Origin of the sequence: Hyphomonas sp., from assembly GCF_040882205.1 — a bacterium.
In the GTDB taxonomy this organism is placed as follows: domain Bacteria; phylum Pseudomonadota; class Alphaproteobacteria; order Caulobacterales; family Hyphomonadaceae; genus Hyphomonas.
Window position 1 is genome coordinate 1 of sequence record NZ_JBBEBT010000251.1, and the last position, 17,286, is coordinate 17,286.

The following is a 17,286-nucleotide window of genomic DNA, read 5'->3' on the forward strand; positions in this document are numbered from 1 at the left end:
CGGACTTTGCCCATTCGGCCGCGCGGGCGCCGCAATCGGTACCGTCCCCTTCATGGTCGTAAAAGGGATGCCGCTGCTGTTTGCCCCGCGCGAGATAATCCGCATGCGCGCGGGCAGCGTCTTCGGCGGCCTCGCGCGCTGCACCAAAGGACCGCTCAGGGGTCGGGAGGTCCAGCTCTTCGGCCCTTGCAGCATCCCGGGCCACATAGCGGGCATGCGCGGCCAGCGCGCCTCCGCCGCCTCCCGCGAAAATATCATGGCACACTATATATTGAGTGGACAGCGTATTGCCTCCGCAAGAAACCCGTCACCTATCAAGGCTCGAAAGCCAAGAAATAAATTCTTGAAACTTTCATTTTTTGGAAGTATATAGAATTTCATGAGCAGGTTGGTGGATGCCATTGAGAGCGCCGGATACGGAGATCGCATCCTGACCGAAACGCAGCTTTCGCGCATTGTCGGCGGCGGGGATGCGAGCCGCTATGGCCTCGTCAACCGCGCTTTGAAGGATGGATCGCTCATCCGGATCAGACGCGGATTGTATGCGATATCCACCAGGCAGCCGCTCTCCATCCATCCTTTTGTCGTCGCGCAGTCGCTCAGACCCGGCAGCTATATCTCTTTCGAGTCCGCACTCTCCTTCCATGGCTGGATCCCCGAAGCGGTGTATACGACCACCAGTGTTACGCCGGATCGCAAAACGATCGAGCGCGAGACAGATGTCTTTGGCCATTTCAGCTTCAATCCCATCGCTATCAAAAAGTATGGCTTTCTGATCAGCGTCGACCGGGTCACGATGGGTGCCTCCATCGCCCTAGTCGCGCAGCCCCTCAGGGCACTCATGGACCTCGTCGCGTTCAGGAAGACCGACTGGCAGGGGATGGGGTGGATTGAGGACGGGCTGCGTATCGATCTCGCCAACCTCGAAACCCTGAGAAAATCGGATTTCTCATCGCTGCGGCCTGTCTACAAACACAAGCGGGCTCGCCGCTTCCTCGACGAGTTCGAAACCGCAGTGCTCAGCCTGAAGTCTGCGCATCCGCGCCGGAAGGAGACCAGCATTGATTAACCTAATCCAGGAAAAACTCAGGTCCTATTCTGCCTCGAACCGGATCGAGGAAGAGAATGCGATCAAGGAGATCATGCAGGAAATCGCGCTTTATGGCCTGTGGAGGGCTGACTTCTTCGAAACAGCCGTCTTCCAGGGCGGAACGAGCCTGCGGATTCTGCACGCACTGCCCCGGTTTTCAGAAGGCCTCGACTTTATGTTGATCGCACCCGATCCGGACTTCGACTGGGCGCCTTATCTTGATGCGCTCATGGCGACATTCGAAACCTTCGGCATCAAGCCCGAAGCCCGCGCAAAGGGCGCGATGGACAAACGAATCCGCGCCGCGGTGCTGAAGGATACCTCAGTCGTCAATCAGCTGGACCTCGCCTTTGCCGGGCGGCAGACGGGCGAGAAAATAACCATAAAGCTTGAAATTGATGTCGAGCCGCCCGTTCATTCAAAAAACACATGGACTTACCTGGATTTTCCGACCGATTATGAAGTCCAGCATCAGGACCTCGCTTCGAACTTCGCGCTGAAAATACATGCACTGCTTTGCCGTGGCTTCCTCAAGGGGCGCGACTGGTATGATTTTTCCTGGTATGTCAGCAGGGGTGTGTCCCCGAACCTTGTGCACCTTGAAGCAGCACTGAAACAGTTCGGTCCGTGGTCGGATGACGCCGGGCTGACTGTGGACAAGCAGTGGATCGAACAGCAACTTTCAGGAACGATAAGTTCGATCAACTGGGATGAAGCAAAGAAGGATGTCCGCCGCTTCCTCAAGCCGGCGGAACTGAAATCCCTCGAACTGTGGAGCGAGCGTTTCTTCCTGACGAAGCTGCAAAGACTGATTGAGACGCCGGACTGATACCTCGATGAAGATCGTGTCGAGCCGGACAATCCGCAATCAACGCGAAAACTGGTAACCGTGCAGGGTCATGTCGATCGTCTGCCCCGGCGCAAGCGGTTTCCACGCCCCGCACCAGCCCGGTGCATTGCAGCGCCAGAGTTCCGTGAACGGAAACATCGGAATTGAATCCGGCGGGAAGCGCAGGTCCGGCGGCGCACCCGTCTTGCTGGCCCATCCTGCAACGGTCCTGGGCTGCACGACCAGCCGGTCGCTCCACCCGTCGGTCAGGCTGACAACCGACATGGTGACCCGGCCGGGCCGGCGCTCTATGGTCCAGCGCACCCTGTGCCCGGCGAGATCCTTCTTCACCGACCGCATCTGAAAGCCGCCTTTGCCATTGTGCAGGTTGTATTCGAGCCGTCCGTTCATGTACTCGAAATCGAACTCATGCCCGCTTTCGGCGCTGCCTTCCGAATAGAGCCAGAGCGGCGCATAAACGACCCCCGGCCAGACTTCGGAGATGGTGGACTCCACCACATACTTGCCTTGCGTTAAGCCGCGCAGGCGCTCTTGCTCCCACTTGATTGCGGAGCCCCAGGTCTGCGTCAGTTTCTGCACGATGGAGCCGTCTGGCTGCGGCTCTACCGCCGCAAACCGGAACTCGAAGCCCGGCGGAAACTTTGACGGCTGGTGCCCTTCGAGAGGATGATAGACCTGGTTATAGTTGCGGTATTCGACGGGCGAAGCCGGGAATTTCGTCAGCGCAATTTCACTGATGCTCATTGCGCAGCCGCAGAGCATTGCAATCAGGATGAGGCTCGCTGCCGGCAGGTTACGGGTCATGGAATGTGACACTAGACGGCCCGCTGACCAAATCAACTGCAGCTCCCGAAAGCTGTCACTTCAATTGGTGAAATGGTGCCAGCGAAGCTCTGGAGCAAGCGATGTGATGGAATCAGGTCGCTTGGTCCAGGTTTTTTGACTTGTCACGAATTGCTGCGCTCAACCGGCGCCCACTTGAGCGGAACTCTAACCTCGCAGCACTGCACGAATGGCTTCGAGCGCCTCGTCGGCCTTGCTGACATCCGAACCGCCAGCCTGCGCCATGTCGGGGCGTCCGCCGCCGCCCGAGCCGCCCATCGCCGCCGCCGCGGCCTTCACGAGATCGACTGCGGAATGCATGGCCGTAAGGTCTTTCGTGACGCCGACCGCGATGCCGGCCTTGCCGCCTTCGATGCCGACGAAAACCACGATACCCGAGCCGATGCCGGCTCTCGCTTCCTCGACCAGCGGGCGCAGGTCCTTGCTGCCGACACCGTCCGCGACCCGCGCGATCAGGTTCACGCCATTGATGACTTCGGGGCCAGACGCGCCGCCGCCGCCGCCCAGCGCGAGCTTGCGCTTGGCGTCGTTCAGTTCGCGTTCCAGCGTGCGGCGCTCTTCCGTCAGCACGGCTACGCGGCGTGGCAGGTCCTTCAGCGGCACTTTCAGGCTCTTGGCGACATCCGCCGCAATCTGCGCGCGGCCCTTGAGATAGCTCAGCGCCTCGGCGCCGGTCGCCGCTTCAATCCGCCGGACACCGGCGGCAACGCCGCCTTCCGACAGGATGGCGAACACAGCAATATCTCCGGTGCGTGTGACGTGCGTGCCGCCGCAGAGCTCCACCGAATACGAACGGCCGCCATCGCCGGGCTCGCCCATCGACAGTACACGGACTTCATCGCCGTACTTCTCGCCGAACAATGCGAGCGCGCCGGCCTCGATGGCCTTTTCCGGGCTCGTCACCTTGATGCCTGTCTCGATATTGGCGCGGATCTGCGCGTTGACTTCGTCTTCCACCGCCTCGATCTCGGCGGGGGTCATGGGCGCGCCGTGCGAAAAGTCGAACCGGAACCGGTCCGCCTCGACGAGCGAGCCCTTCTGCGTGACATGCGCGCCGAGCACCATGCGCAGCGCGGCGTGCATCAGGTGGGTCGCCGAATGGTTGGCCATGACCTGCTTGCGGCGGACATCGTCGACCTTCATCTGCCCTTTGGCGGCGAGTCTCACGCTGCCGGAAACCAGTTCGCCGATATGCACATGCACATCGCCGGCGCGTTTCTGCACGTCGCGTACGATAAAACGCGCGCCACCATCGAATATGATCTCGCCATGATCGCCCGCCTGGCCGCCGGATTCGGCGTAGAAGGGCGTCGTGTCGAACACGAGTTCGGCTTCGCCCGGCACAAGTTCCTGCGCCAGCGAACCGCCCGCGGCGATCGCGGCAAGTCTTCCGTCCCCCGACGTTGCGCCATAGCCCGCAAATTTCGTGGCACCGGTCTTGGCACGCGCTTCGAACCAGATTTCTTCCGTCGCTCGGTCGCCCGAGGAGAAGCCGGCGGCGCGACTCGCGTCGCGCTGCACATCAAGCGCGGCGTCGAAGCCGGCAACATCCACTTCAAGGCCGCGCCCGCGCAGGATGTCTTGCGTCAGGTCAAGCGGGAAGCCGTAAGTGTCCGACAGCTTGAACGCCACATCGCCAGGCAGCGCAGCGCCCGGTGTCAGTTCCGCGAGCGCCTTGTCGAGGAGCGACAGGCCATTGCCCAGCGTGCGCTGGAAGCGGGCCTCTTCCTGCTCGATGGCGGCTTCGATCGCAACCTGGGCACGTCCGAGTTCCGGATAGGCCTTGCCCATCTCGGACACCAGCGCGGGCACCAGCTTGTGCATCACCGGCTCGCGCGCGCCGAGCATGTGGCCGTGACGCATGGCGCGCCGCATGATCCGGCGCAGCACATAGCCACGCCCCTCGTTCGAGGGCAGCACGCCGTCCGCCACGAGGAAAGCCGAGGTGCGCAGATGATCTGCGATGACGCGGAACGAGGCCGCCTTATCGCCGGCGGCCTCCTGGCCGTAGACAGCCTCCTCAGCATTGATCAGTGTACGGAACAGGTCGATATCATAATTATTGTGCTGACCCTGCAGCACAGCCGCGATGCGCTCGAGGCCCATGCCGGTGTCGATAGACGGTTTCGGCAGGCTCGTGCGCTTGCCGCCTTCGTGTTGCTCGAACTGCATGAAGACGAGGTTCCAGACCTCGATGAAGCGGTCACCGTCCTGATCGGCGCTGCCGGGCGGGCCGCCGGCGACCTTGTCACCATGGTCGAAGAAGATTTCCGAACAGGGGCCGCACGGGCCGGTATCGCCCATCGACCAGAAATTGTCGCTGGTGGCGATGCGGATGATCTTCGAATCGTCGAAGCCGGCGACCTTCTTCCAGATCTTTGCCGCCTCTTCGTCCTCGGCATAGACCGTGACGAGCAGGCGTTTCGGGTCCAGCCCGTAATCTTTGGTGATCAGCTCCCAGGCGAGGCGGATCGCGTCATCCTTGAAATAATCGCCGAAGGAGAAATTACCCAGCATTTCGAAGAAGGTGTGGTGGCGGGCGGTATAGCCGACATTGTCAAGATCATTGTGCTTGCCGCCGGCGCGCACGCATTTCTGCGAGGTGGTGGCGCGGGGCGCAAACGGCGTCTCGGCGCCTGTGAAGATGTTCTTGAACGGGACCATGCCGGCATTGACGAACAGCAGGGTCGGATCGTTCTGCGGCACCAGCGGCGCCGATGGGCGGCGTGTATGGCCGTTCTTCTCAAAGAAGCTGAGGAACGTTTCCCGGATTTCGTTGACGCCTTGCATGTTTCGCTTCTGGTCCTTGCCAAACTTGAACGGTTCGAGGGCACGCCTTAGCCGAGGCGTGCCCAGGATTACAGAGGCGATATAAAGGCCCCTTTGCAGCACGCCAAGACAAGGCGCGCCGCAAAGGGGACTCTTCCGGCCCGGAGATCGATAGGCCGGAAGCTTGCCGGACCGGTACCGCGCGCAAATTACCCCGCGCGCCGGCCTGACCAGCGGCCTCCCGTGTTACGGCGGGAAACCGCGAAACCGTATCTGGTCCAGACCCGCCAGGATCAACCTTCGGCGGCGTCGGGCTCTTCGTCATCTTCGGCGGCATTCGTCCCGGCCGCAAGGAGTTCTTCTGCAAGAAGACCTGCATTCCGGCGAATGGCGTCCTCGATCTCGTTGGCGACCGCGACATTGTCCTTCAAGAACTGGCGGGCCTTTTCGCGTCCCTGACCGATGCGCTCGCCATTGTAGGAGTACCAGGACCCTGATTTCTCGACGACATTGGCCTTGACGCCAAGGTCGACCAGCTCGCCGGTCTTGGAAATGCCCTCGCCATAGAGGATGTCGAACTCGACCTGCCGGAACGGCGGGGCGACCTTGTTCTTGACCACCTTGACGCGCGTCTGGTTGCCGATCACTTCCTCACGGTCCTTTATCTGGCCGATGCGGCGGATATCAAGGCGGACAGAAGCGTAGAATTTCAAGGCGTTACCGCCGGTCGTAGTCTCCGGGTTGCCGAACATGACCCCGATCTTCATGCGGATCTGGTTGATGAAGATCACCATGCATTTCGACTTGGAAATCGAACCCGTCAGCTTTCGCAGGGCCTGGCTCATCAGGCGGGCCTGCAGGCCGGGCAGCGAATCGCCCATCTCGCCTTCAAGTTCCGCACGCGGCGTGAGGGCCGCAACCGAGTCTATGACCAGAAGGTCCACGGCGCCGGACCGCACAAGCGTATCGGCAATCTCAAGCGCCTGTTCGCCCGAATCGGGCTGCGAAATCAGCAGGTCGTCCAGGTCGATACCCAGCTTGCCGGCATAGACGGGATCCAGCGCATGCTCGGCGTCAATGAAGGCGCACACGCCGCCATTGCGCTGGGCTTCCGCCACGCAGTGCAGCGCCAGCGTCGTCTTGCCCGAGCTTTCCGGACCGAAAATCTCGATGATCCGGCCTTTCGGCAAGCCGCCGATGCCGAGCGCAATGTCGAGGCCGAGCGAGCCGGTCGAGATCGCTTCGATATCCATCGACTTCTTGTCGCCAAGGCGCATCACAGAGCCCTTGCCGAAGGAGCGCTCGATGTTCCCGAGCGCTGTTTCGAGCGCTTTTTGCTTATCCACGCCGGTTTCCTTCTGCACGATCGCGAGAGCAGGTTTGGTCATTGGTTCGTCTCCTAGGTCTACCATGGGGGTCGGTTTGGCAAGGCCCCCGATTGCCGTGCTGAGATCGGGCGTACACTATTTGTTCCGCAGAACAAAGCAGAAACTTATTGCCGGAGCGGCTTTTCTTCCGCCCCTGCATCGGGCATGGTGCGCGCCATGCTTACACGATCTGGAAATTCCGGCGGCGAAGCCCGCCTGCGCTATGGCGACAATGATTACGACATCCTCTCGCCCGGCAGCTATGTCACCTGCGCGGTAACGGGTAGACCGATTCCCATCGGTGCGCTGCGTTATTGGAGTGTCGACCTGCAGGAAGCCTATTGGAACGCCGAAGCGGCCGCCCAGCGGCTCGCCTACGCCAAAGGCTGACCGGTTGACGAAGGCCATTGTGCTGGCCGTGCAGGACTGGATCGCCCGGTCCATCGCGGCGGCCGCGCCCGGCCATGTCCCATTGTTGTTCCTCTCCGGCCCGCAGGGCGCCGGCAAGTCGACGGCCCTTGCCGCTGCCTGCGCGGCGCTTGTCCCGCCTGTTGCCGGCCTCGGACTGGACGATTTCTATCTCACCCGCGCCGAACGCGCCGAGCTCGCCCGCCGCGTCAGTCCGCTGCTGCACGTGCGCGGCCCGCCGGGCACGCATGACCTCGCCCTCCTGCAAGCCGCGATCAACGCCTTGCGCGCCGCGAACGACAACACGGTCACGCCGCTGCCGGTGTTCGACAAGCTCGCCGACGACCGCGCCGCGCCCTGCGACTGGCGCCGCTTCACAGGCCGGCCCGCCGCCATCGTCGTAGAAGGCTGGCTGATGGGCGCCCTGCCGGATCCTGCCGCGCCGGATGCACCGCCCTTGAACCAGATCGAAGCCTCGGACGCTGGCGGCGTCTGGCGGCGTTATCAGGAGGACGCCCTCGCCGGCCCCTATGCTGATCTGTGGGACCGCGCGGACGGATACTGCCACCTCGCTGCGCCGGGGAACGCCTGTGTGGCGGACTGGCGTCTACAGCAGGAGGCGTCTCTCTGGCAGGCGCGCGATGAGGCGATGCCCGCAGAGCGCCGCGACTGGGTTTTGCGCTTCATCCAGCATTACGAGCGCCTGACCCGGCGGATGATCGCCGGCGGACGCCGCCCCGGCACACTGATCCATCTCGATGCAGGCCGCGCGGTCACGGCCATCACCGGCCCACCCGGCGCCTAAGCCGGCGCGCGGGCCTGCGGATTGAGTTGCCAGACGCGAAGGTTCAGCGCCGAGGCAATCGTCACCCAAAGGAGATAGGGCGCCAGCATCGCGGCAGCGACCGCGCTGACCGGCGCAAACGCCGCCATCACCCCCGCAATCGACAGCCAGAGCATTGCGACGATGGCAAAACCGAGCCCCATCCGGCGCAGGCCGAAGAATACGCCGGACCAGCTGGCGTTGATCGCAAGGCTCACGCCGTAGAGCGCCAATGGCCAGACCGCGTCTGCCCCAACTGTCTTCCAGACCAGCCAGCCGGACACGGCGTTCAGCACGAACAGTAAAGACCATGTCACCGGAAAGGCCCAGTTCGGCGGCGTCCAGGGCGGCTTGGCGAGAGCGGCATACCAGTCGCCCGGCCGGAAGACCGCGCCGCTCGAGGCGGCGGCGAGGTTTGCCAGCACGAACACCGCCAGCGCGATCAGGTTTTCAGGCGTCAGCATCGTCCGGTATCCTCACAGCATTTCGCCTTGCGAGGATATGGGGTGGGCCGCAGCAGAACAAGGAAAACACCGCATTTCGCATCCGGGCAACCGGCGCACCTTGCCCGCATGCCCTGATCCGAGGCGATCGGCCTGCGCCTGACTAGTTCGGACTATAGTCCCGGATCAGCCGTTTGCCTTGATCCCACTGGGCCGCCCAGATGATCACGGTCGGCGACGAGGCGATGTAGGCATCTTTCACCTTGCCTGAACCGATGCCTTCAAGGATGCTTATCATGTCCGCCGCGATCACCGAAAGCTCCTCCGGCTCGCCCGCCGCCGAGAGACTGTTCTGCGCTGCTACGCGGGCCGCATCGGCGGCCATCGCATCCGTATAGAAAACGATCCGGGTCTTGCCTTCCACGGGCTGGATCAGCGGGTCATCGCCGGCGCCCGTGACATAGAACAGCGGCGGGCGGGTCTCGTCGCCGTTCACCAGAATCGCGTTTTCCGCATTGGTCCGCCAGATGATTTTGCCCTTGGCCATCGCAATCAGTTCGGCCGCGTTGACCAGCCGGCCTTCGGCCCGGTCTGCCAGCCCGGCCTTCTCTGCCGTGCGGGCCGCATCGCCGGCGTCCAGGAAGGCCACCACCACCTGCTGCTCGGTGCCGTCCGTGCCCTTCACGACTTCCATCATCGAGGCGCCATTGGACGGATCGGTTGGGATTACGACAAACAGCCCGCTCATCGCATCGTTGAGCGCGCCCATGCCCGGCACGTCATCGGCAGAGGCGAACGGCGCAAGAACCAGCATCAGCAGGGCGGCGGCTCTTGTTCGCATCATCGGTTCCACTTGTTTCATCAGGCACTCAGCCTAGCGGGCACAGCTGCCGCGTCCAGAGCCCTGAATCAGTGGACTCAATACGTCTCTTCACTCTCCGGCGCTGGCGCCAGCTGATCGTCAATGGCCGAGTTCATGGGCTCCGGCCAGTCATCGGCCGTGCCAACACAGTCGCGCCGGAAGCTTGCCCCGGTATTGTCCACGCTGTCCGGTTTTGCAGGATCGCTGGTCAGCGAGACTTCCCAGTCGAACTGGCAGGCGCGCGTGGCAAAGCTGCGGGTGCAGACCGCCATCGGCTCCGGATAGTCCGCATGTGCCTCGCCATAGGTGCACTCATAGCCCGCCTCGCCGAGTTGCGCGAGGATCGCCGCCCTGCCTTCTCCGCGCGCGATGCGGCTCACGTCCTTCGCCATCACCGCCTGAAGCTCTGCGCCGGGCTCGTACTGCCAGGTATACTGCGGGTGCATCTCGGTCAGCGTCTTCGGCCCGGCTGTCTCATGCACACACGCAGCGAGCCCCGCGGCCAGTATCGCAACCCAGATCGCCTTCATCACCGTCTCCCCGTTATGCCTCGAACGAGAGCCCCGATTGCGGCACAATGATGAAACGGCTCAGGGCACCAGCAACGTCGCCCCGGTGGTTGTGCCGCTTTCCAGCGCGCGGTGTGCCTCGGCCGCGTCCTTCAGCGCAAATCGCTGGCCGATGTCGGCGTTCAGCACGCCCTTTTCGACCAGCGAAAACAAGCGCTTGGACGCGCGCGCCAGCGAGGCCGGCGTGTCCGTGAAATTGAACAGCGTCGGCCGCGTCATGACCAGCGAGCCGCCCGCCGCCAGTCGCCCCGGCGGGATCGGTTCTGCTGCGCCGGACGCATTGCCATAGGTGATGAACCAGCCGCGCGGCCGCAGGCTCGCCAGCGATGCCTCAGCCGAAATTCTGCCGACACTGTCATACACGACATCGACGCCCTTGCCGCCCGTCAGTTCACGCACCCGCTTCGCCACATCATCATAGCCAACCACGATCTCATCCGCGCCGAGTGCCTTCGCGCGCTCGGCCTTCGCGGCGCTCGACGTTACCGCGATCACCCGCGCCCCAAGATGTTTCGCCCAGGGTGTCAGCAGCGAGCCAACCCCGCCAACCGGTGCCCAGATGAGCGCTGTCTCGCCCTTCTGCAAAGGGCGGATTTCTTCCAGCAGCATCCAGGCCGTCATACCCTTCAGCAGGATCGCGGCGCCCTCATCGTCACTGATCCCTGCCGGCAGCGGCACGACGCCGGCGGCCGGCCCGGTATAGTGCGTCGCATAGGTGCCGCGCCCGGTATAGGCGACACGGTCGCCCGGCCCGACATGCTCCACGCCTTCGCCGACATCCTCGATGATCCCTGCACCTTCAGACCCCGGAACAAAGGGCAGCGGCATCTTGTAGAGGCCCGTGCGATGATAGGTGTCGATGAAGTTCACCCCCACCGCTGTCTGGCGCACCAGCACCTCGCCCGGCCCAGGCGCGCGCGGCGCCGCTGCTTCCACCTTCAACACCTCCGGCCCGCCCGTCTCGTGTATCCGGATCGCATAGGAATTAGGAAGGCTCATAGATCTATCCTCGTTGCCTGGGGGCGCGGGGTACTTTGCTGCACAGCCGCAGGGATGCTCCCGCAAGCCCTGTTCCGAACAGCAATGAACTAAGCATCTGACTGGGCCAATGCCCACCAGGTATGATTCTGGCGGCAAACCCCGCAAGCAGTACCAGAAAAACCAGAACCCGGACGGCCCGTTGCAGCGGCGCGGCGCCTCTGGCCATCAGCGCTGCGCCGAAAAGTGCGCCGTAAACGAGACCAAAGGTCGATGGCAGGCCGCTTGACACGTTCGGCGCAGCGACCGTCACGATATCAGCGTCTGGCCGCGGCACAAAAATCAGCATACGGAGCAGCTTGTCGGATGCCCAGGATAGCGCGAAGGCGAGCGGAATGCAGAGTGCTGCCCGCACGCCGCCGCAAGCAAATGCCAGAGCTGCCGCAAAAATCATCGTCACGAACAGCATCGGCGTCTTCGCCGTATCAGTGAGCCACAAAGACCAGCGGATGTTCTCCCCGGCGGCGCCCTGAAGAAACGCGGTGAGCGCAACATCTCCCGGCACCGCGCCCTGCGCCAGCAAGGATGCCACGCCAATCAGCAGAGCGGCCAGAAGCAGAATCGCAATCTGCATCAGCTCCCCACAAATTTCGCCGGGCGCTTCTCCAGGAAGGACGCAACGCCCTCCTTGTGGTCCGCCGATTTGAAACACGCCGACAGCGCCGTCACATGCGCCTGCATGTGCTCCGGCAGCTCGCGCGCGAGGCCCTCATAGACCAGCGCCTTCATGTGGCGGATCGAGAAGGGCGACGAGGCGAGATACCGCCGTGCCTCAGTCAGCGCCGCGTCCATCAGCGCTTCCGGCGCGACGATCTCGTTGGCATAGCCGATCTCCTTCGCCTCCGCCGCTTCGAGGAAACCGCCCGAATAAAGGAGACGCAGCGCGCGGCTGTGCCCGATCAGGCGCGGCAGGATCCAGCTGCCTGCGCCTGTGTCCGGCACCAGCCCCCGGTGCGCGAAGTTCCAGGCAAACCGTGCCCGGTTCGTGACGATACGCACATCGCACTGACTGGAAAACTCTGCGCCCATACCGACGGCAAATCCGTCAATCGCTCCGATCACCGGCTTCGGACACGATACCAGAGGCCACCAGACATCGCTCTCATGCGCCTCGCCCCGCACACCGCGCGTCGCGCCGGGCTTCGTCGCAAGGTCCGCAAGGTCCGTGCCCGCGCAGAAGGTGCCGCCAGCCCCGGTGACAATCAGCGCTCGGACACAATCATCCGCTGCCACCTCCCGCACCTTCGAGATAAAGGCATGCAGCATGTCGAACGTCATGGCATTGCGCTTCTCCGCGCGGTCGATGGTCAGGATGCCAATCCCGTCTTCGGTCTTTTCAAGCTTGATATGATGCGCCGTCATGTTTCCCTCCGTCCGTTAAGCCCCCTCTCCCCCGGGAGAAGAGGGGCAAGGCTGAATCAATGCCCCTTTACCGCCAACTTCGTCCGTGTACGGATGTTCAGAAGCTCCACCCCCAGCGAGAAGGCAATCGCAAAGTAGAGATACCCGCGCGGAATATGGAAGCCGAGCCCGTCCGCCACCAGTGCCACGCCGACCAGCAGGATGAAGGCCAGCGCCAGCATCTTCGTCGTCGGATGCTCGGCAATGAACTTCGACAGCGGATTCGCCGCCACCGCCATCACGATCGTCGAAAGAACGACCGCCGCCACCATGATCACCAGCACATCGGTCATCCCGATGGCGGTGATCACGGAGTCCAGTGAGAACACGATGTTGATGATGAACAGCTGAATGATCACCGCGCTGAAGGTGGACTTGGCGGAGGCCTCCTCATGCCCGCGGCCCTCCACCGAGGCATGGATCTCCTGCGTTCCCTTCCAGAGAAGGAACAGCCCCCCTGTCAGGAGGATCAGGTCCTTGATCGTCACCTCGCCGATATGTTCCGCCGCCAGCTTGTCGCCGCCCGCCACCATCAGCGCAACATCCGGCGGCACATGGAAGAGGGCATGGCGATCGAGCTGGATGATCCAGAAGATAAGGCCCAGCATCAGGATGCGCAGGCCCATCGCGCCCCAGATGCCGATGCGCTGAGCCTGCTGGCGCTGTTTGCCCTCGAGCTTGCCGGTGGCGATCGAGATAAAAAGGATATTGTCGATCCCGAGGACGATCTCAAGAAAAGTCAGGGTTGCGAGGCTGCCCCAGAAGACGGGAGTCATCAGCATTTCGGTCATGGGAGGAAGGCCTCTTCAATCCGGATGAATGCCACAACTGAACCCTGCGCCGTGCCAATTCGCAAGGCCTTCCCTTCGGGAGCGTCTTGCGCGCGGTCCCAACCGGCCGCAGCATCCTGCCATCCACGGGAGAGCCCCATGCCAGAATTCCGCCAGATCAACGCCGGCGCGGCCGAAATCCGCATCGCGCTCGAAGGCTCGGGCCCGCTCGTGCTGATGGTCCATGGTTTTCCGGAAAGCTGGTATTCCTGGCGCCATCAGATCGCCCCCATCGCCGAAGCCGGCTTCACCGCCGCCGCCATGGACGTGCGCGGCTATGGCGGCTCGTCCCGCCTGCCGGAAGTCGCCGACTACCGTATGGAAGCCCTCATCGCCGACATCCTCGGCGTCGGCATCGTCCTCTCGCCGGACGCGCCCTTCACGCTCATCGGCCATGACTGGGGCGCCCCGCAGGTCTGGAACACCGCCCTAACCCGCCCGGACCGGATCGCCGCCGTCGCCGCCCTCTCCGTGCCCTTCTACGGCGCCCCGGAATTCTCCTTCGACGATGTCATCCAGCGCGTCTTCGACGACCGCGACAGGTTCTTCTACCAATCCTATTTCCGCAATCCGGGCCGCGCCGAGGCCGATCTCGAGGCAGACCTGCGCCGCTTCCTCGCCGGCTTCTACTATTCTATTTCCGGCGATGCGCAGGAAGGCGAATGGAAACTTGGCCTGCCGTCCAGCGCAAAGCTGATGGACAGCCTCACCGTACCCGCCGCGATGCCCGGCTGGATGACAGAAGCCGACCTCACCTATTACGAAAACGAGTTCCGCGCTTGCGGCCTGTTCGGCCCAATCAGCCGCTATCGCAACCACACGCGCGACTTTGAACACCTCTCCCCCTTCCGTGATCGGACCATCACCCAGCCCGCCTGCTTCATCGCCGGCGACAAGGATCCAGCCTTCAACGGCTTCGGCATGGTCACTGACCCCATCGGCAAGATGCGCCGCGCCGTTCCAAACCTAGAAACAGCCGTCGTCCTCCCCGGCTGCGGCCACTGGACCCAGCAGGAACGCCCCGCCGAGGTCAACGCCGCCCTCCTGCCCTGGCTCTCCAGCCTCAAGGGCCGCGTCGTGTAGGCGCGCGCACATTCAGGCTATCTATTTTTCGTTGGTCTGATTAGCTGCGCTCATCTTTGGGGAGACGAATCCATGTTCCGCACACTTGCTGCCGCCGTCCTTGCTGCCGCGCTGGCCCTGCCCGCGCTTGCCGACGAAGTCTGGGCCTTGCCGAACGGCAACCAGGTCACCTATGTCAGCGATGAAGGCAACACCGCCGTCCTCGGCTACACTCCTGTCATGGGCGTCGAACAATCCTTCATCTTCGTACCCGGCCTCGGCGGCAACACCGACAATCGCGCTACCTTCACGGGCTACTGGGTCGAGCCTGTCTATGTTGGCAAGACCTGCGCCGCCGGCATCGTCGCGCCGGACGGTCTGATCTGGGAACGCTGGGGCATCGTGGAACTGAAGTTCCAGAAAAAGGGCTTCCCCTCGAAGATCACCATGAAGCGCGGCGACTGTTTCGCCGCGCCAACCAAAAAGATCATCCTGAAACCGGTCGTCGGCGCGGGCCTCGAATAATTCGCTAACGGATTATCTGCGTGCTTTGGTTTGCCGTCATCCGGGGGTTTGCGAAGCAAATGCCAAGCGCAATGAAGAATTCTCAAATCCGCTTGCCGGCGCGCGAGCGGCGGCCTCGCGTAGCGCAAAGCTACCGCGTCTGCCCACCATCGACCGCCAGTACTGCGCCGTTGATGAAGCTCGCCCGCTCGCTCAGCAAATACGCGGCCGCATCGCCGATCTCGCGCGTCGTGCCGAAGCGCTTCATCGGTACTTCCCGTTTGATCCAGCGCCACCAGTTGTCCGCCCGCGGTCCGGTCGACTGCTTCTCCCAGTTATTGCCCGGAAAGATGATGTTGCCCGGTGCGATTGTATTGACACGGACATTCGTATCGAACGCGAACCGCGCCACGCTCGTCGAAAGATGGTTCACCGCCGCTTTCGTCGCGCCATAGTCCAGCGGCGTGCCGAGCGCCGCCAGCCCCGCGATGGAGCTGATGAACAGGAAGCTGCCGCCGCCATTCTTCGCCATGCGAGGTATGGCACCGCGCGCCAGGCGAAACGCCGAGTTAAGGTTCTGGTCCAGCCCGGCTTGCCACTCGTCATCCGAAACCTGCAGCCCCAACGGCGAAGGCGACAAGCCCACATTCGCCACCGCCCCGGTGATCGGCCCGAACTCTGCCTCGCACGCAGCCAGCGCCGCCTCGATGGGCGCTGTCTGCGTCAGGTCGCCCGCAAAGCTCCAGACCTTGTCCTTGCCGAAGCGCTTCGCGAAATCCGCCTTCGTCTCAGCCAGCGCCTGCGGACCGCGCGCGGTCAGCGCCACCTTCGCGCCCTCTTCCAGCAGCACCTCGGCCATCCCCTGCCCGATCCCCCGGCTCGCGCCCGCAATGAAGATCACCTTGTCCTTCAGTCCCAGATCCATGACCGTCTCCTCCGTTTTTCCGATGCTGGCGCTGCGCGCCGCCCAAATCCAGCCCTCACCCCGCGGGAAGCGGCGCGACGTTCGGCGCCGCGCAGGCCCGACGCGCCTGCGGCGAGAACAAAATCTCGCGTGACCAGTGTGCAAAGATCCAGTCCGAGCGTCCGCACGGCCCCGCCATCAGCTCCGCCAGCACCACATGCAGCGGCGCCGCACGCATCGCCCCCGCCGCCGTCGTGAGCGAGGCCTGCGTGATTGTCTCGTGATAGCCCCCGGTGTCCGTATTCCGTCCGCCTAAAGGCCCGTTTTAGCCGCGGATCAGCCCCGGCATGTCTGCCCGCGCGCCCACCTCTCCCAGGTGGCGCAGCAGCCAGAGCGCCGCCGCAAAATGCGCCGTATGCGTCCAGGCCGTCTTCGGCAAGGTGCACGCCATTATCGCGCGCACGGTGGTCTCGCTCACGTCATCAGTCATCGGTGTAATTTCTCACTCCGTCAGGATGGGAAAAAGAAAAAGCCCGCCGCGGGGGTCCGGGCGGGCATCGGGCCGGTCGGGAACGCGGGCTCAGCCGCCCTGTCGCTCACGCCCACGCGCCCGTACCGCCGCAAGGCGGGTCCGCTTTTGTTGCCGGGGTGCGCGCTGGATAATCTCGCGCGCTCCGATAATCCTGCCCCGCGCGTGCGTCAATGCGTGCCCCGTCTGGCCACCCGCCCCGACTCCCGCTTACCCTACCGCGATGCGCCCTCCCCTCCTCACCTGCGGCGTCGATGAAGCCGGCCGTGGCCCCTGGGCCGGGCCGGTCACCGCCGCAGCCGTGATCCTCGATCCGGCGCGTCCCATTCCCGGCCTCACCGATTCCAAGAAACTCACAGAAGCCGCCCGCGACCGCCTCGCCCCACTGATCCGCGAACGCGCCCTTGCTTTCGCCGTCGCCGAGGCCAGCCCCGAGGAGATCGACCGCCTCAACATCCGCGAGGCAACCTTCCTCGCCATGACGCGCGCCCTCGCCGCCCTCGCCCACGCGCCCGCCGCCATCCTCATCGACGGCAACGCGCTCCCAAAAAACCTGCCCGCTCCCGCCCGCGCCATCATCAAGGGCGACCTCACCGAGCCCGCCATCTCCGCCGCCTCGATCCTCGCGAAAACCCACCGCGACGCGCAGATGAAAGTCTTCTGCGCCGCCCACCCCGGCTACGGCTTCAGCCAGCACAAGGGCTACGGCACCGCCGCCCATGCCGAAGCGCTTAGCCGCCTCGGCCCCTGCAACATTCACCGCCTGAGTTTCGCCCCCGTCAGGTCGGCGCGCGAAGCCATGTCCGCAGCGTCGCTTCGCCGGAAGGCGTGAACTGGATCGCGCGGCTGCCCGCCACACGCTTCGCCGATCTCCGATCGAACATACGTACAAGGAGGGCTGCGCCCACCTGCCCAGCCAGGTGATGGCGCCGCATGCTCCAGTCGAGACAATCGTTACAGACCGGCCGGCGCGATTTTGCCAGCCCGGCCTCCG

The 17,286-nt window shown here is 63.7% G+C and carries 20 protein-coding genes; 7 read left to right on the forward strand and 13 right to left on the reverse strand.

Translation table 11 applies throughout. The features are described 5' to 3' along the window. The coding region (locus WEA77_RS10630) for a hypothetical protein (RefSeq protein ID WP_368067852.1) at positions 1-265 on the reverse strand (265 nt) is incomplete at its 3' end. A gap of 114 nt (positions 266-379) precedes the next feature. On the opposite strand from WEA77_RS10630, the gene WEA77_RS10635 reads away from it, so the two are divergent. Continuing rightward, positions 380-1,069 (forward strand): hypothetical protein, encoded by a 690-nt coding sequence (locus WEA77_RS10635; RefSeq protein ID WP_368067853.1) that lies wholly within the window; start codon positions 380-382, stop codon positions 1,067-1,069. After that, positions 1,062-1,919 (forward strand): nucleotidyl transferase AbiEii/AbiGii toxin family protein, encoded by an 858-nt coding sequence (locus WEA77_RS10640; RefSeq protein ID WP_368067854.1) that lies wholly within the window; start codon positions 1,062-1,064, stop codon positions 1,917-1,919. Before WEA77_RS10635 ends, WEA77_RS10640 begins: the two co-directional genes overlap by 8 nt. 39 nt (positions 1,920-1,958) lie before the next feature. Here the strand turns inward: WEA77_RS10640 and WEA77_RS10645 are convergent, their stop codons facing one another. From WEA77_RS10645 to recA, 3 genes are all read right to left on the reverse strand, one after another. Continuing rightward, positions 1,959-2,744, reverse strand: coding sequence for a hypothetical protein (locus WEA77_RS10645; protein WP_368067855.1), 786 nt, complete (start codon positions 2,742-2,744; stop codon positions 1,959-1,961). Positions 2,745-2,930: 186 nt separating this feature from the next. Further along, positions 2,931-5,573, reverse strand: a complete 2,643-nt coding sequence (gene alaS, locus WEA77_RS10650) for an alanine--tRNA ligase (protein WP_368067856.1) — start codon at positions 5,571-5,573, stop codon at positions 2,931-2,933. A gap of 272 nt (positions 5,574-5,845) precedes the next feature. Further along, positions 5,846-6,940, reverse strand: a complete 1,095-nt coding sequence (gene recA, locus WEA77_RS10655; protein ID WP_368067857.1) for a recombinase RecA — start codon at positions 6,938-6,940, stop codon at positions 5,846-5,848. Positions 6,941-7,096: 156 nt separating this feature from the next. Between recA and WEA77_RS10660 the strand changes: the two genes are divergently transcribed. Beyond that, on the forward strand, positions 7,097-7,309 hold the full coding sequence (locus WEA77_RS10660) for a DUF2093 domain-containing protein (protein WP_368067858.1): 213 nt from the start codon (positions 7,097-7,099) through the stop codon (positions 7,307-7,309). Positions 7,310-7,313: 4 nt separating this feature from the next. Further along, positions 7,314-8,132, forward strand: coding sequence for a hypothetical protein (locus WEA77_RS10665; protein WP_368067859.1), 819 nt, complete (start codon positions 7,314-7,316; stop codon positions 8,130-8,132). On the opposite strand, the gene WEA77_RS10670 is transcribed toward WEA77_RS10665, so the two are convergent. The 7 genes from WEA77_RS10670 to WEA77_RS10700 form a co-directional block, all read right to left on the reverse strand. Beyond that, entirely contained in the window at positions 8,129-8,614 is a 486-nt protein-coding gene (locus tag WEA77_RS10670) for a TspO/MBR family protein (RefSeq protein ID WP_368067860.1), read from the reverse strand. The genes WEA77_RS10665 and WEA77_RS10670 overlap by 4 nt on opposite strands. 142 nt (positions 8,615-8,756) lie before the next feature. After that, a complete protein-coding gene (locus WEA77_RS10675) occupies positions 8,757-9,455 on the reverse strand; it encodes a hypothetical protein (protein WP_368067861.1) in 699 nt (232 codons plus the stop codon). A gap of 56 nt (positions 9,456-9,511) precedes the next feature. Then, complete coding sequence (locus WEA77_RS10680; RefSeq protein WP_368067862.1) at positions 9,512-9,985, reverse strand: hypothetical protein; 474 nt, start codon at positions 9,983-9,985, stop codon at positions 9,512-9,514. A gap of 60 nt (positions 9,986-10,045) precedes the next feature. Further along, positions 10,046-11,023 (reverse strand): quinone oxidoreductase, encoded by a 978-nt coding sequence (locus tag WEA77_RS10685; RefSeq protein WP_368067863.1) that lies wholly within the window; start codon positions 11,021-11,023, stop codon positions 10,046-10,048. 4 nt (positions 11,024-11,027) lie between these two features. After that, positions 11,028-11,714 (reverse strand): hypothetical protein, encoded by a 687-nt coding sequence (locus tag WEA77_RS10690; protein WP_368067871.1) that lies wholly within the window; start codon positions 11,712-11,714, stop codon positions 11,028-11,030. After that, positions 11,636-12,424: an enoyl-CoA hydratase/isomerase family protein gene (locus WEA77_RS10695; protein WP_368067864.1), complete on the reverse strand. Its 789-nt coding sequence runs from the start codon at positions 12,422-12,424 to the stop codon at positions 11,636-11,638. The genes WEA77_RS10690 and WEA77_RS10695 overlap by 79 nt, the downstream gene beginning before the upstream one ends. A 56-nt stretch (positions 12,425-12,480) precedes the next feature. Next, positions 12,481-13,254: a TerC family protein gene (locus tag WEA77_RS10700; protein ID WP_368067865.1), complete on the reverse strand. Its 774-nt coding sequence runs from the start codon at positions 13,252-13,254 to the stop codon at positions 12,481-12,483. A gap of 138 nt (positions 13,255-13,392) precedes the next feature. Here WEA77_RS10700 and WEA77_RS10705 point away from each other — a divergent pair, with 138 nt between their 5' ends. Together WEA77_RS10705 and WEA77_RS10710 are read left to right on the forward strand one after the other, a co-directional pair. Beyond that, entirely contained in the window at positions 13,393-14,376 is a 984-nt protein-coding gene (locus tag WEA77_RS10705; protein WP_368067866.1) for an alpha/beta fold hydrolase, read from the forward strand. 72 nt (positions 14,377-14,448) lie between these two features. Beyond that, on the forward strand, positions 14,449-14,880 hold the full coding sequence (locus WEA77_RS10710) for a hypothetical protein (RefSeq protein WP_368067867.1): 432 nt from the start codon (positions 14,449-14,451) through the stop codon (positions 14,878-14,880). Positions 14,881-15,010: 130 nt separating this feature from the next. Here the strand turns inward: WEA77_RS10710 and WEA77_RS10715 are convergent, their stop codons facing one another. Then, complete coding sequence (locus WEA77_RS10715; protein ID WP_368067868.1) at positions 15,011-15,784, reverse strand: SDR family NAD(P)-dependent oxidoreductase; 774 nt, start codon at positions 15,782-15,784, stop codon at positions 15,011-15,013. 304 nt (positions 15,785-16,088) lie between these two features. Then, positions 16,089-16,253: a hypothetical protein gene (locus tag WEA77_RS10720; protein WP_368067869.1), complete on the reverse strand. Its 165-nt coding sequence runs from the start codon at positions 16,251-16,253 to the stop codon at positions 16,089-16,091. A gap of 262 nt (positions 16,254-16,515) precedes the next feature. Between WEA77_RS10720 and rnhB the strand changes: the two genes are divergently transcribed. After that, a complete protein-coding gene (gene rnhB, locus WEA77_RS10725; RefSeq protein ID WP_368067870.1) occupies positions 16,516-17,124 on the forward strand; it encodes a ribonuclease HII in 609 nt (202 codons plus the stop codon). Positions 17,125-17,286 lie beyond the last annotated feature (162 nt).